This window comes from Alteromonas confluentis (genome assembly GCF_001757105.1).
In the GTDB taxonomy this organism is placed as follows: domain Bacteria; phylum Pseudomonadota; class Gammaproteobacteria; order Enterobacterales; family Alteromonadaceae; genus Alteromonas; species Alteromonas confluentis.
This window is the reverse complement of record NZ_MDHN01000029.1, coordinates 241,337-266,693: the sequence shown is the minus strand read 5'-3', so window position 1 is coordinate 266,693 and position 25,357 is coordinate 241,337. Positions and strand designations below refer to the sequence as shown.

The following is a 25,357-nucleotide window of genomic DNA, read 5'->3' as shown; positions in this document are numbered from 1 at the left end:
TTCCTTTGAACGTATTACCAGGGCGACGCCCGGGAAGTGTTACGACATGCGATGTCCGTCCCGCCAGTATGCGGTGACGCCAAGCTTGTCGTTAAGAGTAATAAAGTTTGCGGCAGCGCCAGGCTTCAGTGCTCCCAGAGTGTCGCTTAAACCGAGGAATGCAGCAGGTGTGGCGGTAGCCATTTTCAGCACGCTTTCCAGCGGGAAGCCTAAATCAAAATGAGTATGCTGAATGGCTTCTTCCATGGTCAGAACCGAACCGGCCAGCGTGCCGTCAGCAAGCTTCAGGGTAGGGCCCTGACGCAGTACTTTAATGCCTTGATACATGAAATGGTCTGCATCGCTGGCAGCCGGTGCCATAGCATCAGTGATCAGCATCAGCCTGTCATCGCCCTTCAGGCGAATTGCAAGCGAAGCGCTGATAGGATGAACATGCTGATGATCTACAATCAGACCACAGTATATATCGTCGCGGTAAAGAGCACTGCCGACAACGCCCGGTTCACGGCTGTTCAGCGCTGACATGGCGTTGTACAGGTGAGTGGCCGAGGTCGCGCCAGCGTCAAATGCCTGCAAACAGGTTTCTGAATCCGCATTGGTATGACCCACAGATACGATCACTCCGGCTGCAACCAGGCGTGATATGTCTTTCGGGGAAACCATTTCAGGCGCTACCGTTACCAGCACTACGCCTAAATCCTTACGGGTAAAAACAGCAAACTCTTCGTCGCTTAGCGGACGAATAAAGCTGCTGCTGTGCATGCCTTTTTTAACCTGCGACAGGTGCGGGCCTTCAAAGTGCACGCCGGGAATCGCTGCAGGATTGTCGGCATGGGCAATGGCGATGGCATCAGCGCCGCGTTTCATCACTTCCAGATCATCGGTGATGAGCGTAGGCATAATGCTGCCGGTACCAACAGTAAGGTAAGCCGCGGCCATTTGCTCCAGGGTTTCTGGTGTTGGTGCTTCGTTAAACTGAACGCCACCCCCACCGTTCACCTGAATATCCACCATTGCTGGCATTACTAACCCGTCGAGAACGGTGGCATCACCGGCTTCAGAACCCGGGGTCAGAGAAGCTACCTTACCACCTTCAATGTCAAAGCTGACATCGGAAAGCAGTGTGGTGCCGTCGAACAACTGTGGAGCAAAATAACGCATGATAATTAAACCGTTTCAGTCACTTTTTTCAGGCCAACTGGATTATCGGGGTCCATATCCAGTTTTCTGGCCGCGATTTCTATATCGAGATAAAAGCGCTGCATGATAAGCAGTGGCGATACCAGCGGGTGAATATCATCCGGGGGAGTAAACAGCGGAAACACAGTTGCACCGCGCTTTTTCACTTCGGCTATCTGGGCCTCGTGGAACGGGCTACTGGCGTCAGGAATATTCACATCCAGAATGGCCACACCACGGTTAAGCAGTGAAATAGGGCCGTGCAGGAATTCAGCACTACTGAATGCTTCTGCCTGGATGCCGCATACTTCTTTCATTTTTAACGCGATTTCTCGTGAAACAGCATAACCGAAAGCACGACCCAGCACTACGCATCTCTCCATCGGGCCGAGTGCTTCTGCGTTAAGTACCGGTTCTGCCGCAATAGTCTGTTCCATTTGAGCAGGTAAAGCCTCCAGCGCTTCAGCAAGCACTTTGTTGTCAGCATAGTTGGAAACAATGTGCAGCAGCGCAAAAAGGCTGGCCAGATAACTCTTGGTGGCGGCTATTGCCAGTTCAGGGCCGGCTTTGAGCGGAATGAAAAAATCAACTACATCAGCCAGCGGTGAACTCTCATCATTCACCAGCGCCACACACAGCGCCCCCTGGGCTTTGGCCATTTTCGCCTGGGCGATAATGTCAGGACTGCGGCCAGACTGTGAAATCACAAACACCAGTGCATCTTTCAAACGCAGTGATTTACCATAAACGCTGTTTACCGAAGGCGCAGCGGCAGCAACAGATAATCCCAGTTCGGTTTCAATCAGGTATTTACCAAATACACCGGCGTGATCAGAGGTGCCACGACCAATCATGTACACAAATGCGGGATCACGCTGTTTAATTGCTTCAGCAAGCTCAGTGACACGCGTGCTGTTTTCTTTCAGTTGGTTACGGAATACCTGAGGGGTTTCTGTGGCCTCGGTCGCCATTTTTGTTACAAGAGCCATTGTCAGGCCTCCTTAAATGCTTGTCTGGCTAACGCGACTGCACCGTACTCCGGTGAACAGAGCGCTGGACTCAGAAGGCGCTGGATATTGTCGGGCAGATGGTCACTCCAGTATGAAGCCAGGCCGCCGATCATAGTCAGTCGCTGTGGATTTAATTCAGAAAGACGCAGTAAAACTGCAGTCAGATAGGTAGCGCCGTCTTCAATAATCGATGTTGCCAGTGATTCGTTTTGTTTTGCCTGAGCTACCACTAAAGGGGCTAGAACGGCGTAATCAGATGAACGAAAATGAAGGGCCTTTGCAACAATGTCTACAGATTTACAGGCTTGTAGTTGTTCGCAAACTGCGTCTGTCAGTGGTGTTGATGGCATGAGGTTATCCATGGATTCCAGCGTGGCTGAGAGCGCGCGCCATCCCAGCCAGGCACCGCTGGCTTTGTCTCCCAGCGGAAAACCGTGACCGCCCATTATAGTATGCACGTTATCAACGCTGGCAAAGGCTGAACTCCCTGTGCCGGTGATCATAATTGCGCCTTCCTGGCCACCGTGAGCGCCTGTACAGGCGATATGTAAGTCGGTGGTCAGAAGTGTATTGGCGAAAGGCAGTTTCCAGGCTTCAGCTAAACCCCGGTAAGCGGGAATATTTACCCCGGCCAGACCAAGACACACATGTAGTGTCTTAATCGTTTCGGTTGGCAGATTTGCTGAGGCTACAGCCTGTGCAGCGGCATCAATAATGCTGTTGAAAGCGATGTCGGCAGACTGCGCCGGATTCGCCGGGCCAGACAAGCCCTCGCCCAACAGCTCACCATTTTGTGACTCAAGTCGTGCCTTACACTTTGTTCCGCCACCGTCGATGCCGAGAAAATACTGTTGATGAATCAAAAACTATTCCTTACTGAATCTCTTAGAAACACGTGAAAAAGTTAAATTACAGCGTTAAATTTTGATGAAAATCTGCTTACGCCAGAGCCAGTAAACCGGAATGAAACACACGCCCACAAACATAAGTACCCAAATGGTCGCGCTGATAAATTCACTCATACCTGCTTGCAACGACCAATCAACCCAGATCTGATGAACAGATGTTCCGTTTATTTCCCAGTCGAGGCATTTTTCGATAATGACATGCAGCACATAGGCGGTAATTGCGTTGGCGCCAAAAATAACCGGTAGCGTGGTGCCCGCCCGGTAGCCGCGTATATCGGTGTACCACACCATACAGGCCAGAATCATTGCGCCAACACCGCCGGTGGCGAGGACAAATGAACTTGACCAGATTTGTTTGATGAAAGGAAAACCCAGGCTCCAGATACAGCCAATAGCGAAGCACAAGAAGCCAAACACAGAAAGGTGCATCACCGCTTCTTTTAAATCTTCTTTCGCACTAATAATAATCTGACCCATCAGCAGACCAATAATGCCGGTGACAACTGACGGGAAGGTGCTGAGCAGGCCTTCTGGATCCCACTCGCCACGCCACAACATGCCGGGCATGAATCGGTCGAACCAGTTAATGATGTTTTCGCCGCGCTCAAGGTGACCCGCTGGTAAACCCGGTGCCGGGATAAACAGAATAAATAGCCAGTAAAGTAAGAGAATTGCGATTCCCGTCTTAACAATGGTGCGAGGCGTGCAGTAAATAGCAAAGTAGCAACAGGCTAGATAAACAAGCGCAATACGTTGCAGAACACCAAGAACACGCACTTGCTCGAAGTGGGTATAAAACAGGTTTACTGCCATACCCAACGCGAACATGATGAATGTTCGCTTCCACACTTTTTTCAAAACCGCCGAGAGATTTGGTGAGTCTGGAATGACGTTCTTAAAACCTAGTGCAATGGCCACACCAACGATAATGATGAAAAACGGAAAAATGAGATCGGCAAAGTAAATGCCTTCCCAGTGTGCATGGGAAAGTTCGCCGTATGTGTTAGGACTGTTCACCACGATCATTGCCATCATGGTCAGGCCACGGAAAACGTCGAGGGACAGTAATCGCTTTTTGTTGTTTTCAGCTGTCATCTGTGAACTGCTTCTTTTGTAATCATAGTTTTTACGTTAACCTTCCGTTGTCAACGTTGTCAAATCTATTTTCATCGTTGAAAAAGACTAACGGCTTTTCTAAAGGACACACAGGAAAGTTGCGGGGCAGTGTTAATGTTATTATGCTGCTGAATGTCATACATTTTTTCATCGCCATAGGAAAATATGAAGAAACCAACCATAAAGGACGTCGCCAAGCTGGCAGGGGTGTCATTCAAGACTGTTTCACGTGTTGTGAACAAAGAAGCCAGCGTAAGCGATGAAGTACGTACAAAAGTGCTCGAATGTATCGAAAAGCTCAATTATCAGCCCAATCATACTGCCCGGGTTATGCGTAAGGCCCCGTTTTCTCTCGCGTTTGTTTATGATAATCCAAACAGTCACTATGTAATTGAAATGCAGAACGGCATTATTTCTGAGTGCCGAGAGCGGGGATTTGAATTGGTTATCCATCCTACAGACTCACGTTCTGAGGACGTGGGAAAGGAGTTGGCGGCCATGATTGGTTCAAATCAGATTGGAGGTGTTATTCTCACTCCGCCATTATCTGAAAACCGCGAACTGGTTACCTTTCTTCTGAACCGCGACGCCAAGGTAGTTCGTATTCTTTCTGGCGCAGAAGCACCGGACACACTCGCGCCCGTAATACACGTGGATGATGTGGGGGCAGCCCGCAAAATGACAGATTACCTTCTTGATCTCGGCCACAAAAAAATTGCGTTCCTTGGTTATCATGCGTCTCACGAATCGAGTCTCGGCCGGTTAGAAGGTTTTCGAACTGCGTTGGAAAGCCGGGGATTACCGGTAGATAAAAATCTCATCATCGATGGTGAGTTTACGTTCGATTCAGGTATGGCTATGACGCGCGAAGCCTTGAAAGGCAAGCCCACCGCTATTTTTGCCTGTAACGATGAAATTGCCGCTGGTGCGGTATTCCAATCTCGATTAAGTGGATTCAATGTACCAGAGGATGTTTCCATCGTAGGTTTCGAGAACAGCCCTTTCTCAGTTCAGACCTGGCCGCACCTGACAACGGTGAATCAACCTAATTTTGATATTGCTGCCTGCGCCGCCGCTATGGTGATAAAAATGATGCAGGAAAAGGATGTGCATTCCGTAGAATCTAAGGGGTTTTCACTGAATTTAGTAGTGCGCGACTCGGCAATCAAACCAGCCTGACCCTCTGTTCCCAAATAGATTTATTGTCATATTTTTTTAATCTTCAAGTTTGACAACGTTGACAAGTGGTGTTAGCGTCGAAAACAGAGTGATGAAAAATTCACCGTGAAAACGATTGGATATTCTCTTTAATGTTTTCACTAAGAGCTGAAGGACATGAAAAAGTTGAACTGATAGGTGCGAAATAACAAGTAAACGCGTCTGTTTAAAACTTCTATTGCCAATTATACGCGCTGCAAAACCAATGCGGCGTTTTACTTCTCAGGTAGGAAATATTAATCGTATGAGCAAAGCGAAGATCGGATCTGTCAGTGCATTGTATTTTGCTGTAATGATGGCGCTGAGCGGCTGTGATAAAACAGCAGAAGCGCCCAAAGCCAGCTCAGAAAACCAGAACGCAGCGACTGCCACTGCGATAGCTGAACACTCTGCCGTAGAGGCCGTCCTGGCCCGCGTGACCAACAGTAAACTGACTAACCTAAGTACTCGTAAGGTGTCTGACGAAAAGCCAGAGTGGTACGAAGTGGACGTTCGCGACGGTAAAGCTGAAATCAGCGGTAACAGCGATGCTGCCATGGCGTACGGTGCTTACCAGTTCCTTCGTGAACAGGGTGCGCTGTCGGTTAGCTGGGAAGGCAACCGTGTGGATTTGCCTGCTTCATTTGCGGATTTTGATGGTGAGCCAGTGGCTACACCGTTTAATCAGCGTGCTTACTTAAACGTCTGTGCCTATGGTTACACTACCCCATGGTGGAACTGGGATCGTTGGGAACAGGAAATTGACTGGATGGCACTGCACGGGGTAAATAACCCGGTTGCCATGGAAGGTCAGGAGTACGTATGGCAGGCGTTGTGGCGCGAGTTTAACGTCAGTGATGACGAGCTTTCCTCGTATTTCTCCGGCCCGGCATTCACGCCATGGCAGCGCATGGGTAATATTGAAGGTCATGCTGGTCCGCTGCCGCAAAGCTGGATTGATAAAAAGCACGACCTGCAGAAGAAAATTCTTGCCCGTATGGATGAGCTCGGTATGAAGCCGGTGGTTCCTGCATTCAGCGGCTACGTACCCAAAGCATTTGTGGAATTGTTCCCGGATGCAAAAATCTATGAAATGCCGCCCTGGTCTGGCTTCGAGCGCGAAACATACTGGCTGGACCCGGCTGATCCGCTGTTTAATAAAGTGGCCAAACGCTTTATTGAAATCTACAGCGAGACCTACGGCGAACAGGAATACTATCTGTCTGATGCCTTCAACGAAATGCTGCCGCCGGTATCAGAAGAAACCCGTTATGAAGACTTAGCGTCTTACGGAAAACGTATTTACCAGTCAATTGAACAGGCATCCCCCGAAGCGACCTGGGTAATGCAGGGCTGGATGTTCGGTGCTGATGAAGAATTCTGGGATCTACCGTCTATTGAAGCCTTCCTGCGGGACGTACCTGACGCCAAATCCATGATCCACGATATTGGTAACGACCGCTATCACGTTTGGCAACGCACCGAAGGCTTCAAAGGTAAGCCGTGGATTTTCGGTTTTATTCATAACTACGGTGGCTCTGACCCTGTATATGCTGACTTTGGCGATTACGTAGAACAGCTCGACGTGGTAACCCACTCAGAAAACAAAGGTGCACTGTCTGGCTTCGGTGTATTCCCGGAAGGGATTAACAATAACTCGGTAGCTTACGAGTTCCTGTTTGATCTGCCATGGGAAGCCCAGCCGGATATGCAAAGCTGGGTGGCTGAATACACTAATGCCCGTTACGGTAAGACATCACCGGAATTACTGGCTGCCTGGGATAAACTGATCGACGGCGTGTATTCGGTACGTTACTGGACTACCCGCTGGTGGGAAGGTTCTGCAGGTGCCTACGTGCTGTTCAAGCGTCCTGATTATAAACTCACTGCGTTCTCTGGCAATCCTGGCGATCTGGCAAGTCTGGATGCTGGTATCGAACAGCTGCTGGCAGTGGCTGACGAATACAAAGATGCGCCACTGTTTGTTTATGACTTAGTGGATATGACCAAGCAATCGGTATCACTGCACGCAGATCTGAAACTGCAGGCCGCGATTCAGGCCTATCAGAACAAAGAGTTTGAAAAAGGCGATGCGCTGGTAACTGAAATTACCGATTTAGTTACCCGACTGGATGCGCTTATGGGCTGGCATCAGGAAACCCTGCATTCGTGGCTGAGTGATGCGTCTGCTTACGGTGAAAGTGCTGAAGAATCGGCGTTCTTTATCACCAATGCCCGTCAGCAAATCACTCAGTGGGGCGGTTCCTCGCTGAAGGACTATGCTTCCAAGGCCTGGCAGGGCATGTATGCCGATTTTTATCTCCCGCGCTGGACACAGTATTTGACTGCGTACCGCGATGCCATGCAGCAGGGTAAAACGTTTGACGACGAAGCCCAGCAGCAGGCGCTGATCAAGTGGGAGCGTGAATGGATTGAACAGAGTGATATCCCGGCACTGGATAAACCCGAAAACCCTGTGTCTCTCGTTAGCGAGCTAATGGCAACCATCAAGGCAGATGGAAACCGTTAACCGTTAACAGACCCGTGTTCGCCTGTGGTTGGGCAGGCGAACACTCCAATTACCATTCCTCCTGCCAGGTTTGGGAAGAGTCGTCAGATAAAGGTCTTTTGCGCGGATGAACTTCAAGTTCAAGATCTAACGCAGCTAGTATCCTGAATAAGGTTTCCAGTTTGGTCGATTCAGGATTGTTCTCGAAACTGGACACTGTGTCCTGTCGAAGGCCTGTTTTATTTGCAATTACAGTTTGAGAGCACTGAGTAGATTTCCTCTCATTCCGTAACGCTACACTCAGTTGTTTAGCAGATGTAATTTTCACGCCATGCCTTCATTTTCATACACGCTTTAGCAGGTATTTTAAAAATATACCCTGTAGCGTATAGAAGCAAGGTTACCTGTTAAAGCCGGTATCTACGGTTAACTTAGTCGGTCGCAGGCGACTTAAAGCCTACTGCTGCTGCATCAACGCGGTGTAAAACTGCGTGGCGCGAACCAGATTCTCAATGCTGATGCGCTCGTTGGTGCCGTGGAAGCCTTCCAAATCATCGTTATTGATCACCATCGGGTTGAATCGGTAGGCATTGGTGATATCGCCGTAAAACCGGCTGTCGGTGGCGGCAATGGTCAGTCCCGGCGTAATGATTGTGTTGGGATAAACCGCACGGGTGGTTTGTACCAGCTGGGTGAATCCATCGTTGTCGGTGGCGGCCACCGGTGAGGCTTCAGTAAATTCGCCCATTTTAACGTCAATGCGTTCATCATCGATGGCGGCAGTGACCCAGTTCACCACATCCTCAACCGTGTCACGGGGATGCAGACGGAAGTTAATGGTAGCCGTGGCCGTGGCTGGCAGCACGTTAGATTTTACGCTGCCAGACAACATAGTCGGTGCGGTGGTGGTACGCATCATCGCGTTGCCGCTTTTGGTGTCGTCGAGCACGCTGCTCAGCAAAGGCTTAAACAGCCAAAGGTTGGCGAACAGTAAGCGCTTACTGAAATCCATATTGCGGGCGATATCGCCGTACATTTTCTCACTTATTCCTTCAAGACCGCCGGGTAACGGTGCGTCTTTCAGCTTCACCAGTGCTTCAGCCAATACCGTTACTGCGGTGTTTTCCGGTGGCATGGAACTGTGTCCGCCTTCACCGTGGGCGATAAGCTTCAGCGTCAGATAGCCTTTTTCGGAAACATTAATGCTCGCAATGCCCTTATCCACACCGGGCACAATGCCATCGAGTACAAATGAGCCTTCATCCAGCGACCAGGCAGGGGTGATACTCTGATCACGGAACCACTGTGTCAGCGCCACCGCGCCGTCTTCACTACCCAGTTCTTCGTCGTGGGTGAGGGCAACATAAATATCCTGTTTCGGCGTAAAGCCGGTTTTCAGTAAGCCCGACACCGACGCCATCAGGCCCACCACCGCGCTTTTGTCATCCAGTGCGCCACGGCCCCACACGTAATTATCGGCAATATCACCGGCGAAAGGCGAATGAGTCCATTCATTCTCAGTGCCCGGATTGACCGGTACCACGTCATAGTGGGCGGAGAACAGCACCGGCTGTCCGGTTGCTTCACTACCTTGCCAGCGAAGCAGCAGGGTGTGGGTATTTATTCGTGTGAGTTCCAGCTGGGCAAATACATTCGGGTAAGTAGTCTCAAGCCACTGCTGCAAGGCGATGAAACTGGCGTAGTCATCGGGATTACCGCTTTCCCAGGAAATGGTCTGAAAGGTGATCGCTTCTGAAAGCTGAGCCGCCAGCGCGTTTGCATCGGGCTGAATCAGCGTCATCGGTTTTAACGGCGCGTTCTCAACCGGCGTGTAGCGAACGGCATTGAAAATGAGAATGCCGAGCAGGCCAACCAGCAAAATTCCGACAATTTTGAAAAAACGCAGCATAAATCAATCCTTTAAATGGCGTCCTGTAAATTACGTCATTCGATAATAGTTGTTAGAGCACTACCCGCTAGAGTGAATCAATAACCATTTTCACCGCCTTACGCAGTGAAGGAAAGGCAATATCCTGCAGCTTAACCTTGTCAGGTTGCAACCACTTTACAGCCTCAATTTCTGATGCCTGCAGAGTGAACGCGGGCTTTTCGTTAAGGTACGCCACAAACAAGCCATCACAGGTGTGATAACGCACGTCCGCATAATCGTAAATATTCGGTGCCGACATCAGATATTTCCAGTCAGTCACGTGAATACCCAGCTCTTCACGGGTTTCACGGATGAGCGCTTCTTCCAGCGATTCGTGAAAATCCACAAACCCGCCGGGCAGACCCAGTTTACCTTTTCCCGGCGCTTTGCCGCGCACAGTAAACAGCAGCTTGCCATCATGAACCAGAATACCGGCAACGGCGGTGGCTGCATTGATGAAGAAGGTGAAATCACACTGGTCGCAGCTATAGCGGTTTTCGGTTAACCGGAAGCTGTCGCTGGAACAGGAGGGGCAGAACTTAAAAGGCTTTGGATTCATCAAACAGGGAAATCGGAAAATATTGGCCGATAGCATGCCATAAAAGGGTACCCGAGCGCCAAAAAACGTAAAAACCCTCGGGTACCAACGGAGACTGGTTGGAAAAGAGCGGTATTGCACCGCGCCATCCGGTTAGTTCGAAATAGCAGTAAACGCTGGTTTAAGCAGTGATGAGCGGGTGGTTACCGGGCCAATCACAAAGCTGAACGAGTAAGCGGTGTCATTCAGCAGGTAGGCGTCATAAGGTTTCTGACCCCAACTGGTATCGCCGCCCACACCCATTTGTTTGTAGTCGATGTTCAGATCCACAAAGTCCTGCTTTTTCACATCAACGGTGTGTCGCTGTTGTTTGGTTTCTCCGGGATCGAGCTGGTCGATACCGTAGTGGTGAGCGGAGAACTCGAACACCGGCGCGCCGTGAACAAGCAAGCCCTGCGCATCATTGGTCAGCGTGAGCCAGCGGGTGTCGGTGCGGTTACCGTTTTCCTGCGGACGGGTGTAGTCGTAACCTAAGTCGTCCACGTCACCGGCAAACAACCCGAGGAACGCTGACGCTTTGCGGTCTGCATAGTTCTCGTGAGGACCACGGCCATAGTAATGCACGCCGGAATACGCCAGCGGTAAACGGGTGTTAAAGCCGATACGCGGAATTTCCAGTGCTTCGTCAGCAGGCGCAACGTTAAGCTGTGTATCTACTGTCAGTGTACAGTCTGGTGCCACCGAATAGCTGATATCAGCTTGGGCACTGGTTTCAGCCAGCGTCACGTGCTGCTTAATTACTACCGATTTCGCGCTGTCAGATACACCGGTCAGTTCACCTTTCTGATTGTGTGTGGCCTGCCTCCAGCTTTCGCTGCGAACTGGCATCTTGTTACCAAAATCGTTATCGGTAGGTGCACGCCAGAAGTTCAGTTTCAGTGGTGACGACAGAATGGCTTTGCCATCGCGGCTGAGTGCTGAAACATAACCCTGTTCGTCAAAGCTGACTTCGCACTGTTTACCGGAAACCGTGGTGGTGCCAGCCGATTTGCTTACTTTCAGCGAACCGGAGATTGCCGGAGTATAGCTGGCAAAACTGCCTTTTAGCGCTATCTGATCGGCAGCCATCACGTTACTGGTATCGGTGAAAGCAAAATCCTTAGCCGGTGTTACTGTGAAATTCACCAGATACTCGCCGTCACCTTTCAGTGAAGACGCAAGCTGCGGCAGGGTAAACGCTTTGGTTTGCTGGGCATCAACGTCGATGTCCAGTTCGCCGGTTTTTATTACGGCGCCGTCTTTCAGCAGCGACCAGCTGAAATCGTATCCGTCACTGTCGGTGAAGAAGTTCTCGTTATACACCGAGAAGCTGTCTTCCACGTTGCCGCTGAAATGGAAGTTCTGATAAATATGCTTCACTTCATGCAGACCGGGATGAGGTGTGCGATCGGCATTGACCAGACCGTTCAGCAGGAAGTTGCCGTCGTTGCGAACGCCTTCCGGCTCGAAGTCACCGCCGTAGCCCCAGTAGCTTTCGCCGTCCTCGTTTTCGATCAGTAAGCCCTGATCCACCCAGTCCCAGATGAAACCACCCTGAACCCGTGGCTCGCTGCGCACCATGTCCCACAGTTCAGTCAGGTTACCGGTACTGTTTCCCATGGCGTGGGCGTATTCCACCCAGATAAACGGGCGGGTTTTGTCTTTGGATAAATGACGACGATGAATTTCATCAATCGACGCGTACATCCAGGTCACTACATCAGTGTGACGCTCGGTGAATACATCGTCACGACGTTCCGCTTTGTCGTAAAGGGTGACGCGGGAGTCATCAAACTCTTTCACCCACTTGTAAGCATCGATAAACGTGGGGCCGTCACCAGCTTCATTACCTAATGACCAGAACACCACAGAAGCGTGGTTTTTGTCCCGCTCGACCACGCGCTTAATGCGGTCATGGTGCATGGCGGCAAATTCAGGATTGTTTGCTGGCGTGGCATCCGGTTCAAATCCGAAGCCGTGAGATTCAATGTTGGCCTCATCCACCACATACAGACCGTATTCATCGGTAAGCTTGTAGAAGTACGGGTCGTTGGGATAGTGAGAGGTACGCACCGCATTGATGTTGTTCTGCTTCATCAGCAGCACATCCTGCAGCATGCTTTCCCGTGATACTACGTGACCGGTGCGCTCGTCGTGCTCAATGCGGTTCACGCCTTTGATCAGAATTGGCTTGCCGTTAACCTGCAGCTGGCCGTTTTCAATGCGTATATCGCGGAAGCCAACGCGGGTTGAATAGAATACCGGTGCGTCGCCGTCTTTCGCAGCAAACACCAGGGTATACAGATTCGGGGTTTCCGCTGTCCATGGCTGAACGTCTGGTACGGTCAGCGAAATAGCCTTCTGCGACGAATAATCGCCGGAGACGGAATAGGAGGTTTTACCCTGCTTTATCAGTGTATTGTCCGGTGAATACAGTGAGTAACTGAATTCAGTTTCGGCCGCTTTATTGCTTACATTGCGGAAAATAGTGGTCAGCGACAGGGTGCCAGTGGTGAAGTTATCTATAAGGCCGGTTTTGGCAAATACGTCGTACAGGGACGTTTTTGGTGACGCGACCAGGTATACATCACGCTCGATGCCGGCAAGACGCCAGAAATCCTGGTCTTCCAGGTAGCTGCCGTCGGAGAAACGAATGACTTCGGCAACCAGCGTATTCTCACCGTCTTTCAGGTAGGGGGTCAGGTCAAACTCGGCCGGGGTTTTACTGTCTTCGCTGTAACCTACTTTCTTACCGTTAACATACAGATAAAAAGCCGATTTAACTGCACCAAAATGAACGGTGATTTGCTTATCTTTCCAGTCATCAGGCACGCTGAAGGTTTTCAGGTACAAGCCTGTAGGGTTGTAGTCTGGCGTAAACGGTGGCTTGCGCGGATACGGATAATCAATGTTCGTGTAAATAGGGTAATCATACCCTTCCATCTGCCAGTTCGAAGGTACCGGCATGTCGTTCCAGCCTTTTTCGCTGCCGGTTTCAGAAAAATCGGTGGCGACTACATTCAACGGGTTCTCATAGTATTTGAAGCGCCAGGTGCCGTTCAGACTCTGATAAAAAGGTGAAGCCGTCTGCTCATCAGTTTTTGCTTCAGTCATCGTGCTGTAAGGATAAAGTGTGCTGTGCGGCGGCAGGGTATTTACTTTGAAAACGCTGAGATCCTGCCATTCGGGTCTGTCTGCTGCGACAGCCGGAACAGCCAGGGAAAGACCAACGCAGTATGACAACATGGTCAGGGAACGTTTAAACGGAAAGCGGGTATGAGTCATAAAAAGCCCGGAATAAAGAAGAAATAAAAAGGCAGAAATCATAACACTACGATTTCTGCCTTAGGATGGCTACATCAAAACGTGTACAGCGCGCTCAGGTAGTAGCTACTGCCAATAGCCGTAGAGGTCTGCCAGATTGGTGTACTTTCAGAGTAGTACGCATCTTCATCGTTGCCGTTGATGTTCAGTGCACCGAAACGCAGGTTCAGGTTATCGGTTACGTTGTAGCCCAGCAGAATGTCGATCTGGTTTCTGCCGTCTACCACGCGTCCCTGACGGGCAAAGAAGGAGTCTGACTGCGTTTGAACATAAGGGCTGCGGTGGTTAAGCATTACACGCGCAGTGAAGGTTTCATTTTCCCAGTAACCGATAAGGTTCCAGGTTTTCTCTGACGAGTTAGACAGGACGTAACCATCTGAATCATCCGCATCAATGAAGGTATAGTTAGCGCTGAAGCCGAAGCCTTCAACTGGTAACCATGCATCCAGGCCCTGGTTCCAGCCCAGCTCATAGCCGCGCAGGCCCAGTTTACTGTCATCGTTGTAGGTGCTCATGATTTCATAGAAATTACCTGCTGCATCCATACAATCCGTTCCGCTCATAGTCAGTGCAGCACCGTCGTATTCATCAGGACAGATATACTCAGACACTGTGCCGTTCTTGATATCTTTCCAGAACAGGGCCAGCGTTACACTGTCGCCTTCACCGTAGTAGTACTCGAGACCTAAATCCAGCTGATCAGCGGTCATCGCTTTCATCTCAGGCTGACCTAAGTTGATGCTGTATGAACGGGTGCCGAAGGAGTTTTCCGATGAAGCCTGCGACGGCGCGATTTGTGAGTTTGAGGTCAGGATCGGACGAACCAGCACTTTTGCCGCAGCAAAACGGGCCTGCAGGCTGTCATTAATTTCCAGTACCATGTTCAGGTTCGGCAGGAAGTTGTTGTAGTCGTAGCTGGTGGTGTATTCGCCAATCGCCAGACGTACATCGCCATTATCAGGGTGCTCTTCACCTGTCAGATACGTGCTTACATCGCGGTCAGTGGTTTCATAACGACCACCGATATTGCCGCGCAGCACCATATCGCCAATGTCAGTTTCAAAATCCGCTTGCGCATATACCGACAGAATCTCCCGATCTAAACTGTAGCTTGACTGCGGACTGAACAGGGCTGGGATGGTAATACCTTCCGCTGCCAGATCGTCAATATAAGCCTGGATGTCCGGTGCAATCCATTCGTGTGGTACCGACATATCATTGTCCATGAAGTCGGTGACCAGGTATGAGTAATCAGCCAGTTGCGGCTGGGTATCTGGATCCGCTTCACCCACTGTACGACGGTCTACACGATAGACTTCGCGCTCGAAGGTTTCTTCACGGTATTTCGCACCCATGGAGAACTTGGTGATAATGCTGTTTTCAATAAAACGAACGGCATCAAACTGAATGGAGTTCTCTTCCGATGCCATGTTACGAATTGCACCATTCGGATAGGTGTTTCGCAGTGTACGCTCCGGTGTATAGACAGACGGGTCGGTAAGATTCTCGACCGTGGTGAATACCACATTGTCAGAGTCAGACAAGTCCAGCGTCGCACCGCCAATCATGGCTTCTACGATGGCTGCTTCCTCGCTGCTATCCAGCGTACCTTTGGTATGGTGAAGCACACCGGAAAGTTTCCAGTTGTCTGTATCGTAAGTGGTTTCAAATGTCAGAGCTTCTGTTTTCGCGGTCTGATCTTCCAGTTGCCGGTTGTTACCAATAACGAAATCGCTAACCGTGGTGTTGTAGTAAGCACCGTTTACGGGTTCACCCACTGGCGTTAAGTCTTCACTCATCCAGCTCATTGAAAACACTTGTTGCAGAAGGTCGTTATATGTCTGATCTTCTACATAAATACCGGTCAGTACCATTTCCAGTTCGTCAGAAGGGCGATACTGGAATGTTCCATTAGCCATATAACGCTTGGTTTCACGGTCGATACGGCGATAACGTGGCTGTTCAGCGTAGATGTTATCGTTATCATCACGCAACCAGCGATCCATAAACATTACGTCAACGCGGTCGTCCAGTTCCTGATAACCGGCGTTCAGGAACACACCAAAGGTTTCGTCAGCAAACTGATCAACATAAGTCACGTTGGCTTTAGGTGTGACATCACCAGATGGCGACAGCTCCGAATACTGACCTTTCGCCGATACCAGCACCTTACGCTCATCGTAAGACAGAGGGCGGGTAGTATTAATATTTATAGTACCGGACAAGCCGCCGGAATCCATATCCGCCGTAGGCGATTTCACCACTTCAATGGCAGAAGCAAGTTCCGACTGAATAATGTCGAAGCGGAAACCGCTGGTGAAGTCGGCGCTGGCCATTGACTGGTTGTTCACAGTAGTGCGGGCATACTGCGCACCCAGACCACGAACACTGATCGTGGAACCACGGCCATTAATGTTAGAAATCTGTACACCCGGGATACGCTGAATTGCTTCAGCGATGTTTTCCGTCGGGAATTTACCAATATCTTCTGAAGTGATGATATCGGTAACCTTGGTTTCTTCTTTTTTCAGTGCTGCGGCTTCCGCAAGACTGGAGCGGTAAGTTACCCCTATCCGTTCAATATCTTCTGGTGCGGCACTTGCCTGCTCTTGAGCGAATGCAGCTGTGTTAAGTGCGCAAAGCACAGAGGTTGCCAGAACAGATCTGGCCAACAACTTAATGTGGCTTTTTTTAGTCATGATGAATTCCCTGGTTTTAAGTGTACATCTCAGTGTTTTAACTTTTCCGGCTAATGGCTTTACTGGCATTGGCGAACATCGTATGAATTTTACGCTAACAACAGTTGTCAACGTTGTCAAACTAAAATGTTGAAATTTTTTGATAGTGACAAAATTGCTCTTTCACTGTGCAGGAAAGCGCTTTTTTGGTGCTCGCAGGGTTTTATTGTGATGAATATCCTAATTAACCTTATATGTTGTCGTCTTGCGTTAAAAGCTTGAGTCAGACTTTCACCCCGTAACTTCCAATAAAATCATTGTGAAAATAATGTTCAAATTATCCTGTTGACAACGTTGACTCGTGCTGGTTTTTAGTTTATTGGTATAAAATATAATCAATTTGCCGCAGTCACCCTGTATGGAGAATTTATAAAATGAAAGGTATCAGAGAATTTCGCTTAGCAATGTTGCTGGCAGGACTGACGGCGAGTTCCGCTCAGGCTACTCATGAAATAACTGTCGACGCAGATCCTTCAGTGACTGGCCCTGTAATCAGCAAAAACATATATGGCCAGTTTGCTGAGCATCTCGGCTACGGGATTTATGAGGGTCTCTGGGTTGGTAAAGATTCCACAATCCCAAACACAGAAGGTTTCCGGAGTGACGTTGTCGGTGCGCTAAAAGAGTTGCATGTCCCGGTTATTCGATGGCCTGGTGGATGTTTTGCCGATGAATATCACTGGCGCGACGGCATCGGACCTCAAAAAGACAGGCCGGTTAAGGTGAACACTAATTGGGGCGGCGTGGAAGAAGATAACCAGGTTGGCACTCACGAAATATTCACACTAACTGAAATGCTGGGCGCAGATATGTATCTCAACATTAATCTTGGTAGCGGCACAGTGAAAGAAATGGCCGACTGGGTGGAGTACATTACTGCCGATAACAATTCAACACTGGCTCAGGAAAGACGTAAAAATGGCAGGGACAAACCCTGGAGTCTGCCGTTCATCGGTATCGGGAATGAAGCGTGGGGTTGCGGTGGGCACATGAGCCCGGAGTACTATGTTGACCTCTATCGACAGTTTGGAACTTTCGTAAAAACGTCACAAAAACCTTATCCCACCCTAGTGGCCAGCGGCGGCACCGATGGTAAATCTGAGTGGACCGACATCCTGAGCAAAAAGTTGGGTGAGCGCACTGATGCCATCAGCTTCCACTACTACACACTCCCAACCGGCGACTGGAACGATAAAGGTGAGGCAACTGGTTTCGACAGCGATATGTGGTTTAAAACCATGGACCGCACATACAAGATGAAAGGATATCTGGAAGAGAATCTGGCCTTCCTGGAAAAGAATGATCCAGACAATAAGATCGCATTCTACGTTGATGAGTGGGGTACCTGGTACAACGCACTTGAAGGCACAAATCCGGGCTTTCTCATTCAGCAAAACTCACTTCGTGATGCAGTAATTACTGCCGTTAATCTGAATCTGTTTCACGACCACGCCGATCGCGTGAAAATGACGAATATAGCGCAAATGGTGAACGTGCTTCAGGCCATGATCCTCACCGACGAAGACAAAATGTTACTTACGCCAACCTATCATGTATTCAGGATGTACCGGGTGTTTCAGGATGCTGTCTCCGTGCCGGCCGAAGTATCAGAAGGAGAATATCGACAGGGTGACGTATCACTGCCTGCCACCACGGTGTCTGTGGCGAAAGGAGAAGATGGCGGGGTGTACGTGGCCATGGTGAATATGGATCCTGAAGAAGCGTCCAGTGTTACGCTTAATATCGATGGCGTAAAAGGTGGCGATCTTGAATTGCTTACCGCAAACACTATGGATGCGCACAATACCTTCAGCAAACCTGAGCTTGTAAAGCCGGTACGTGTTTCATTTTCCGGTACCACGGTAAAACTGCCGCCCAAAGCCGTAGCGGTTGCGAAGCTAAAATTCTGACAAGGAACGTTTCATGAAAGTTATCTGTGCAGGGCTGCTTTTTGTAGCCGCAAACCTCGCCGCCGCTGAGGTGCCTTTTTCAGCAAATTTAGCGGTGAAAACAGCTGGTAATCCGGCGCAGAACATCCGGCACCAGTGGCAGGCTGAAAGTGGAACCGACTGGCGTTTGGAGTCTCAGGAGTTCGATGGCGCAAGTATTCTTGTACATAAAGAGGGTGAAACGTTAGCGGTGACTATTGAAGCCTTCGCCGATGTGAACATCAATCTGCAACTGTACATTCCAACCGCTTACGACTTCAGCGACAGCGATTTGTTTCTGCCGGGGTTCTGGTACAAGAAGAACCTCAGGGTATCAGATGGTGCACCGTCGGCCGATGTCAGTCACCACTGGTCGTTTCGCGAAGACCGGTTAAGTATTCCGCTTACAAGTGTGTTCAGCCTGGCTAGCGAGCAGGGCTTGATGGTGATGCGTACCGACAAACATCAGCAGGACGCGGTTTCTCTGCCGGGCAAGGGCGAAATGATTCTGTCCGGTCAGAGCGATATTGGCAGTGCTGGCTTTGCCGATATCGGGGGTAAGGTCGCCCTGCAGGTGGGCTTTCCGTTTTTAGAAGCGCCTTACACCTATACCAAAAAGCTGCATCTTGCGCCGTTGTCCCAGGCTTTTCTGCCGATGAAAAAAGGCCAGACGGTCACGCTGAATTATAAAATCAGTACCGTTGACGCAGGGGATTTCTCATCCTTTGTGGCCGCCGTGTGGGAACAGGCTTACGATGAATTCCAGCCGCAGCCGGTAAAAAACACCCTGCCAACCGAACAGGTGAAAAGCATTCTGTCGCAGTTTTATCAGCAGAGCTTTACCGACGACTATGAGCTGGCGGGCTTCTCGGGTCAGAACATCACTGTCGAGAAGGCGGAAATCCGCCCTAACTTTGAGGTAGGTTTTATTGGCCGGGTATTGCTGAACGCCTTCAACGCCATTGAATACGGCCGCGCGCACAACGAGCCAGCGCTGGTGGCAAAAGGCGAAGCGGTAATCCGTACCTACACCGACAAGGGTTTCAACAGCGGCGGCTTTCTCCGTGAAGTGGTGAACTTTGAAAAGGGCAGGGAAACACCGGACTATTCGATTCGTCGTCAGTCTGAGGGGCTGTACGCATTGTTTCTGTATCTGCAATACGAAAATCAGCGGGGAAAATCACATCCTCAGCTGGAAACCAAAATCCGTCGTCTACTCAGCAATATGCTGACATTGCAGAAAGGCAACGGCAGTTTTCCCCGCAAGTTCGACATCAATATGAAAGTGGTGGATGAGGCCGAAGGCAGCAGTGCCTCTGCGGTTCTGGCGCTGACCTTTGCTCATCGTTATTTCGGTGATGATATTTACCTGAAAGCAGCACGCCTTACCGGCAACTATCTGGTAAATGTGACGGTAAAAAACGCTGAATACTACTCTTCCACGCTGGACGCCAACTGCATCGACAAGGAAGCCGCACTGTTCACCGGTATGGCGCTGTACTACCTGTCTATGCTCACCGACGACGAGCAGCAATATCAGCGCTACGTGGATGCCGCAACGAAAGCCAATTACTTTGTGATGTCCTGGTTCTATCTATGGGATGTGCCGTTCGCGCCGGGCCAGATGCTGGGCGATATCGGCCTGAAAACCCGTGGCTGGGGCAATGTGTCTGCTGAAAACAATCACATTGATGCGTATATCTTCGGTTATCTCAACGTAATGCGCTGGGTGGCAGCAGAGAAGCAGGACAAGCGAGCGGCCAATATGGCTGATGTGATCCAGACCTCCCTCACCAGCCAGCTGCTTCCGCGCCCTGGTCACATGGCCGGCATGGCGAAAGTGGGCTATCACCCGGAAGTGGTGCAGCACACTAACTGGCAGTATCACCATAACGGCAAAGGGTTCTACAATGATGATTTTGCACCAGGCTGGGTAGTCGCTTCAATCTGGGAAATGCTGTCTGAGGATCGGGCTAAGCAGTTTCTGAGGGCGAAGCAATAATGCGAACGGCTGTCCGAACATTTCCGATCACGGCGATTATCGCCACACTGAGTGCATCTTTAGTCGCTCATGCAGAAGTTCCGGCACAAATCGTCGCCACTGTCAGCAGCCCTGACAAACATCTTGTGGTAGAACTGCAACTCAATAACAACAAGCCAGAATACCGGGTGAAGTATCACAATAAGTCGTTTCTCGAATGGTCGTCTCTGGGGCTCAATACTTCTGCTGGCGATTTCTCCGGCAATATTAGCTTTTCTGGTAGTTCGCAAGGGAAGGTGAATACTACTTATCAGATGGATCGGGCGAAAGTGAGTCAGGTGCATTACCAGGCAAACACGCTCGTGGCATCGTTCGGTGATGCGAAGGAACTGCAGATCGAGTTTCAGGTGTCTGATAACAATATCGCCTTCCGCTACCAGCTTAATCCCGGCGAGAAAGTCACCCGGGTAAAGGTGTTCAGCGAAGCCACCACCTTTAATCTGCCAGACGATGCTACTACTTTCCTGTCGCCCCAGGCGCTGCCGGAAACCGGGTGGATGCAGACAAAACCCAGCTACGAAGAGCCTTACACCTTTGAAGAGCCGGTAAGTACTGCGTCGGCCAATGGTGCAGGCTATACGTTTCCTGGCTTATTCCGTATAAAAGACGGCGGTTACCTGCTTGTCAGTGAAACCGGCGTGGACAGTCAGTACGTGGGTTCCCGCCTCGGCGAAAGTCAAACCGGTGGCGTGTATCCACTGGCGTTCCCGCAACAAGGCGAAAACGGCGGCATTGGTGAAACCTTTCCAACTATGGCTACACCGGCCATCACGCCCTGGCGCACTATCACGGTGGGCAGCGATTTAGCGCCAATTGTGGAAAGCACCATCAGTTACGATGTGGTGCAGCCAAAATATCAGCCCTCTCAGCATTACCAGCCCGGGCGGGCGACATGGAGCTGGATTGTCTGGCAGGACGACAGCATTAATTACGATGATCAGATGACGTTTATTGATCTGGCAGCCAGTCTGAATTTCGAATACGTGCTGATTGATAACTGGTGGGATGCCAACATCGGCCGGGAGCGCATGGCGGAACTGGTGAAATACGCCGCGACTAAGAACGTGGGCGTGGTGCTGTGGTACAACTCCAACGGCTGGTGGAACGATGCGCCGCAAACTCCGCAGGACAGAATGAATACCGCCCCGGCACGACGTAACGAAATGGCGTGGATGCAGTCCATTGGTGTAGAAGGCATTAAGGTGGACTTCTTCGGTGGCGACAAGCAGGACACCATGCGCCTGTACGAAGACATTTTCACCGACGCCAACGACTACGGTATTATGGTTACCGTGCATGGCAGCACGCTGCCCCGTGGCTGGGAGCGCATGTATCCGAACTTTGTGACCTCCGAAGCGGTGCTGGCATCAGAAAACCTGGTGTTCTTTCAGCCCTCGCTGGATGCACATGCCCGTAACGCCACAATATTACCTTTCACCCGAAATCCTCTGGCCTCTATGGACTTTGCCCCCGTTTTCTTTAACCAGCGCCTGTCCCGCGAACAAAACAAGGGTACTACCCGCAGCACCACCGATGCGTTTGAGCTGGCTACCGGCGTACTTTACTTCTCACCTGTTCAGCATTACGGGGTAACGCCGAACAATCTTAGCGAACAGCCGGATTTCGTTATTGATGCGCTAAAAGCCATGCCCGCCACCTGGGATGAAACCCGTCTCATCAGCGGCGATATTGGTAAACATGTCGCTATAGCACGCAGAAAAGGTGATACCTGGTACATTGCGGTGGTAAACGGGGAAGATCAGGCCAAAACCTTGCCTCTCACTATTCCCGCTGCTATGCAGGGAAGTTTTCGCCTGATTGGCGATGCAACAGGTTCTGAGGGTAATTTTACCGGCAAGGCTGAGCTACAACAGGTGAAGCTAAATCACTCGTTCCCATTAAACCTTGCGCCGCAGGGCGGGGCGCTGCTGATTTCACAGTAAATTCTGACCTGCTTTCTGTGTTTACTTCAGCCTTAAAGCAGGTACTAATATCATCATTTTGTAAGAATTTTCCCTTTCATGCGCACATTGCTGCAATTCGCACAAGGCATTTTAGTTCATAAAATCCATGAACAATATGCCCAAAATCACCCTTTCGATTTAATCGTTAATTACATCCATTACATGGTGTTAACTGTCGGTTAACAATATTCTTGCCGCGTTAATATCTGAGTGTGAAGCGAACAAATGAAAAAATTATCACTTGGGCTGTTATGCCTGGCAGCAGTATCACAAGCTAACGCGCAATCTGATGAAGCGTCGTCGGCAAACCAGAACTCCATTTCACTGGAAGAGAGAATTACTTCGCTGGAAAGCGAACTGGCATCTTTAAAAGCCGACACCGAAGCAGACAACAAATGGCTGAATGTGGGTGGTCGTCTTCAGATCGACTTTAACGCCTTTGATGGTGCCTACAATGCCGAAAACGATGGCGCGACGGCGACCAAATTATTCCCCCGTCGTGCGCGTATTTCTGTCGACGGCGAACGTGGCGACTTCGAATATAAAATGATTCTGGAGTTTGCTGATGAAACCGCAGAAATCCTGTTGTTGCGTTTTGAGTACCACGGATTCGAGAACGGCCCGACCATCAAGTTCGGTAAAATTCGTGAAGATATCTCTTTAGCGGCGTTATCGAGTTCAAAGCACCTGGCGCTGATTGAGCGTTCAAGTGTGGCGAATACTATGTCACCGTACTTCCGCTGGGGTGTGGCGGCAAGTCAGTACTTTGAAAGTACCGGTTTGCGCTACGCCTTCGGTGTGCATAAGAACGATGCGTTCAGTGCCAGTGGCAGCGATGAAGATGGTGCTATGACACTGGCTTACACCGGCCGTTTAACCTGGAACACGCCTCTGGCGGATGGTCAGCTTGTCCACCTGGGCGGCTGGGGTTCATACCGTGAATTCGGTGGTGACGAACTGGGTGCGCGCTTTGCCCGCGCTGGCATTCGCGAACCTAATACCCGTTTGGTGGACTATGCCGCTGGCGGAGAACAGGTTGCGCTGGATCACTTAAGTCAGTACGGCCTTGAGGCCGCATACCAGCACGACAGTCTGCTTGTGCAAAGTGAATACGCGGTGCGTGACATTGCAACGCAGAACCCAGCTTCAATTCTCGACGGCGAAAGCTACCAGGGCTACTACGTAGAAGCCAGTTACATGCTCACCGGCGAAACCAAAGAATATAAAGCTGGCGCAGGTCGCTTTAACCAGCCGAAAGGGGTCGCTGATGCATGGGAAATCGCCGCCCGTGCATCGTCGATGGACGCCACCAGCGAGTTTCAGGGAACTAAAGCTGAAAGTTATACGCTGGGGGTGTCCTACTACATCGATACAGACACCAAGATCATGCTGAATGGTGTTCATAGCAAGGTATCCGGTCCGGGTACAGCCGCACTGGTTGGCAATGAAACCAGCGGCAACGCGTTAACAGCGCGCTTCCATTACGATTTCTAAGGAGGATTGTGTGCGATTATTTCTGATTAGCTTATTTACACTGCTTTGCCTCAGCAACACTGCGATGGCCAAAGATCACTTTCTGATCCCGGGTGGGCCTGGCGGCGGCTGGGACACCACAGCCCGTGGTATTGGTGAAGCGTTAATGAAATCAGGCTTATCAGATAACGCCTCATTCCAGAATATGTCTGGGGGCGGTGGCGGTCGTGCCATCGCTTACCTGATTGAAATCGGTGACCGTCAGGGCGATATGTTAATGGTGAATTCAACGCCCATCGTTATTCGTGCGCTTACCGGTCAGGTGCCGTACAGCTACCGCGATGTAAAGCCCATCGCCAGCATCATTGCAGACTACGGCGCGTTTATTGTGCGTGCTGATTCACCACTGAAAACCTGGGACGATGCAGTAACAGAACTGCGTAAAAACGTGCGTTCACTCACCATCGCTGGTGGTTCTGCCCGAGGCAGTATGGACCATCTGGTTGCTGCATTGGCGGTAAACGCGGCGGGTCTTGAAGGTTCACGCATTCGCTACATTCCTTACGATGCGGGTGGTCAGGCGAAAGCCGGGCTGCTTTCCGGTGAAGTGCAAATGCTGTCTACCGGCTTAAGTGAAGCGCTGGAAATTGCTGAAAGCGGCCAGGCCCGGATTCTGGCCATCACCGCGCCGGAGACCATTCCTGCTTATCCTGAACTGCCTACGCTGAAGTCTCTTGGCTATGACACCAGTTTCGTAAACTGGCGTGGATTATTTGCCTACCCGGATGTGCCTGACGAAAAAGTGCAGGAATACATTGAGTTATACAGCAAGCTGCTGAAAACCCCGGAATGGGCGGCAGTGCGCGATCGTAACGGCTGGATGGACTTATTCCGTACCACCGACGATTTCGAAGCCGATCTTCAAGCCCAGGAAGAACAGCTCAGGGAGCTGATGACCGAGCTCGGCTTCATTCAATAGGAGAACACCATGTTATTAAGATTCGTATTAGGGCCTTTGCTGTTCCTGATGTTCTTCACTGTTTACGGCATTTATGCGTGGCAAATTCCATTGCTGCCGTTTGAGCAGTACGAAGCGGTGGATTCGTCCACGCTGCCAAAAATTTACGCCGGACTCGGCGTTATTTTCAGTTTTCTGGGGGTTATCGCGCAGTACATTAAGTACCGCGATGAAGGCGACGACCATGCGCCGCTGGGCCTGAAAAAAGAAAATATTAAAACCATTGCGTTGGTCATCTTGTTGATGGTGATTTACAGCGCACTGCTGGAGCCGCTGGGCTTCATCGTTTCCACTTTGCTGTTCCTGATTGCAGGTTTCTGGGTCATGGGCGAACGCCGGGGTCGCATTCTATTGCTCTCCTCAGTGCCTATGGTTGTCATATTCTGGCTCGTCATGACCCAACTTCTTGATATCTATCTCGCCGCCGGCACTTTCTGGAGTTAAT

At 50.4% G+C, this 25,357-nt stretch carries 17 protein-coding genes; 8 read left to right on the top strand and 9 right to left on the bottom strand.

What is annotated here, in order from left to right:
* Positions 1–39 precede the first annotated feature (39 nt).
* From nagA to BFC18_RS12805, 4 genes are read right to left on the bottom strand one after another with little or no spacing between them, the layout of a single operon-like run.
* Positions 40–1,161 (bottom strand): N-acetylglucosamine-6-phosphate deacetylase, encoded by a 1,122-nt coding sequence (nagA, locus tag BFC18_RS12820; RefSeq protein WP_070125945.1) that lies wholly within the window; start codon positions 1,159–1,161, stop codon positions 40–42.
* Between the two features lie 5 nt (positions 1,162–1,166).
* Complete coding sequence (nagB-II, locus tag BFC18_RS12815; RefSeq protein WP_070125944.1) at positions 1,167–2,168, bottom strand: glucosamine-6-phosphate deaminase NagB-II; 1,002 nt, start codon at positions 2,166–2,168, stop codon at positions 1,167–1,169.
* 2 nt (positions 2,169–2,170) lie between these two features.
* On the bottom strand, positions 2,171–3,052 hold the full coding sequence (locus tag BFC18_RS12810) for a glucosamine kinase nucleotide-binding domain-containing protein (protein ID WP_070125943.1): 882 nt from the start codon (positions 3,050–3,052) through the stop codon (positions 2,171–2,173).
* 54 nt (positions 3,053–3,106) lie between these two features.
* Positions 3,107–4,192, bottom strand: coding sequence for an acyltransferase family protein (locus BFC18_RS12805; protein ID WP_070125942.1), 1,086 nt, complete (start codon positions 4,190–4,192; stop codon positions 3,107–3,109).
* 186 nt (positions 4,193–4,378) lie between these two features.
* Here BFC18_RS12805 and BFC18_RS12800 point away from each other — a divergent pair, with 186 nt between their 5' ends.
* Entirely contained in the window at positions 4,379–5,392 is a 1,014-nt protein-coding gene (locus BFC18_RS12800; protein ID WP_070125941.1) for a LacI family DNA-binding transcriptional regulator, read from the top strand.
* Between the two features lie 283 nt (positions 5,393–5,675).
* The gene (locus BFC18_RS12795; protein WP_170826601.1) at positions 5,676–7,940 is read left to right on the top strand and encodes an alpha-N-acetylglucosaminidase; all 2,265 of its coding nucleotides are present in this window, start codon (positions 5,676–5,678) and stop codon (positions 7,938–7,940) included.
* A 49-nt stretch (positions 7,941–7,989) separates the two neighbouring features.
* On the opposite strand, the gene BFC18_RS21485 is transcribed toward BFC18_RS12795, so the two are convergent.
* The 5 genes from BFC18_RS21485 to BFC18_RS12775 form a co-directional block, all read right to left on the bottom strand.
* A complete protein-coding gene (locus tag BFC18_RS21485) occupies positions 7,990–8,247 on the bottom strand; it encodes a helix-turn-helix domain-containing protein (protein ID WP_083273064.1) in 258 nt (85 codons plus the stop codon).
* 129 nt (positions 8,248–8,376) lie between these two features.
* On the bottom strand, positions 8,377–9,828 hold the full coding sequence (locus BFC18_RS12790; protein WP_070125940.1) for a M20 family peptidase: 1,452 nt from the start codon (positions 9,826–9,828) through the stop codon (positions 8,377–8,379).
* A 67-nt stretch (positions 9,829–9,895) separates the two neighbouring features.
* Positions 9,896–10,408 carry an NUDIX hydrolase gene (locus BFC18_RS12785; RefSeq protein ID WP_245680378.1) on the bottom strand — a complete coding sequence of 171 codons (513 nt, stop codon included), beginning with the start codon at positions 10,406–10,408 and terminating at the stop codon, positions 9,896–9,898.
* A gap of 132 nt (positions 10,409–10,540) precedes the next feature.
* Positions 10,541–13,711, bottom strand: coding sequence for a beta-galactosidase, LacZ type (gene lacZ, locus BFC18_RS12780; protein ID WP_170826600.1), 3,171 nt, complete (start codon positions 13,709–13,711; stop codon positions 10,541–10,543).
* A 74-nt stretch (positions 13,712–13,785) separates the two neighbouring features.
* Positions 13,786–16,449: a TonB-dependent receptor gene (locus BFC18_RS12775; protein WP_070125939.1), complete on the bottom strand. Its 2,664-nt coding sequence runs from the start codon at positions 16,447–16,449 to the stop codon at positions 13,786–13,788.
* 413 nt (positions 16,450–16,862) lie between these two features.
* On the opposite strand from BFC18_RS12775, the gene BFC18_RS12770 reads away from it, so the two are divergent.
* From BFC18_RS12770 to BFC18_RS12745, 6 genes are all read left to right on the top strand, one after another.
* Complete coding sequence (locus BFC18_RS12770) at positions 16,863–18,398, top strand: alpha-N-arabinofuranosidase (RefSeq protein ID WP_070125938.1); 1,536 nt, start codon at positions 16,863–16,865, stop codon at positions 18,396–18,398.
* A gap of 13 nt (positions 18,399–18,411) precedes the next feature.
* A complete protein-coding gene (locus tag BFC18_RS12765; protein WP_070125937.1) occupies positions 18,412–20,418 on the top strand; it encodes a hypothetical protein in 2,007 nt (668 codons plus the stop codon).
* Positions 20,418–22,400 (top strand): glycoside hydrolase family 97 protein, encoded by a 1,983-nt coding sequence (locus BFC18_RS12760; protein WP_070125936.1) that lies wholly within the window; start codon positions 20,418–20,420, stop codon positions 22,398–22,400. The genes BFC18_RS12765 and BFC18_RS12760 overlap by 1 nt, the downstream gene beginning before the upstream one ends.
* A 246-nt stretch (positions 22,401–22,646) precedes the next feature.
* Positions 22,647–23,915 (top strand): OprO/OprP family phosphate-selective porin, encoded by a 1,269-nt coding sequence (locus BFC18_RS12755; RefSeq protein WP_070125935.1) that lies wholly within the window; start codon positions 22,647–22,649, stop codon positions 23,913–23,915.
* A gap of 64 nt (positions 23,916–23,979) precedes the next feature.
* Entirely contained in the window at positions 23,980–24,873 is an 894-nt protein-coding gene (locus BFC18_RS12750; RefSeq protein WP_070125934.1) for a tripartite tricarboxylate transporter substrate binding protein, read from the top strand.
* 9 nt (positions 24,874–24,882) lie between these two features.
* Complete coding sequence (locus BFC18_RS12745; RefSeq protein WP_070125933.1) at positions 24,883–25,356, top strand: tripartite tricarboxylate transporter TctB family protein; 474 nt, start codon at positions 24,883–24,885, stop codon at positions 25,354–25,356.
* Position 25,357: the final 1 nt, after the last annotated feature.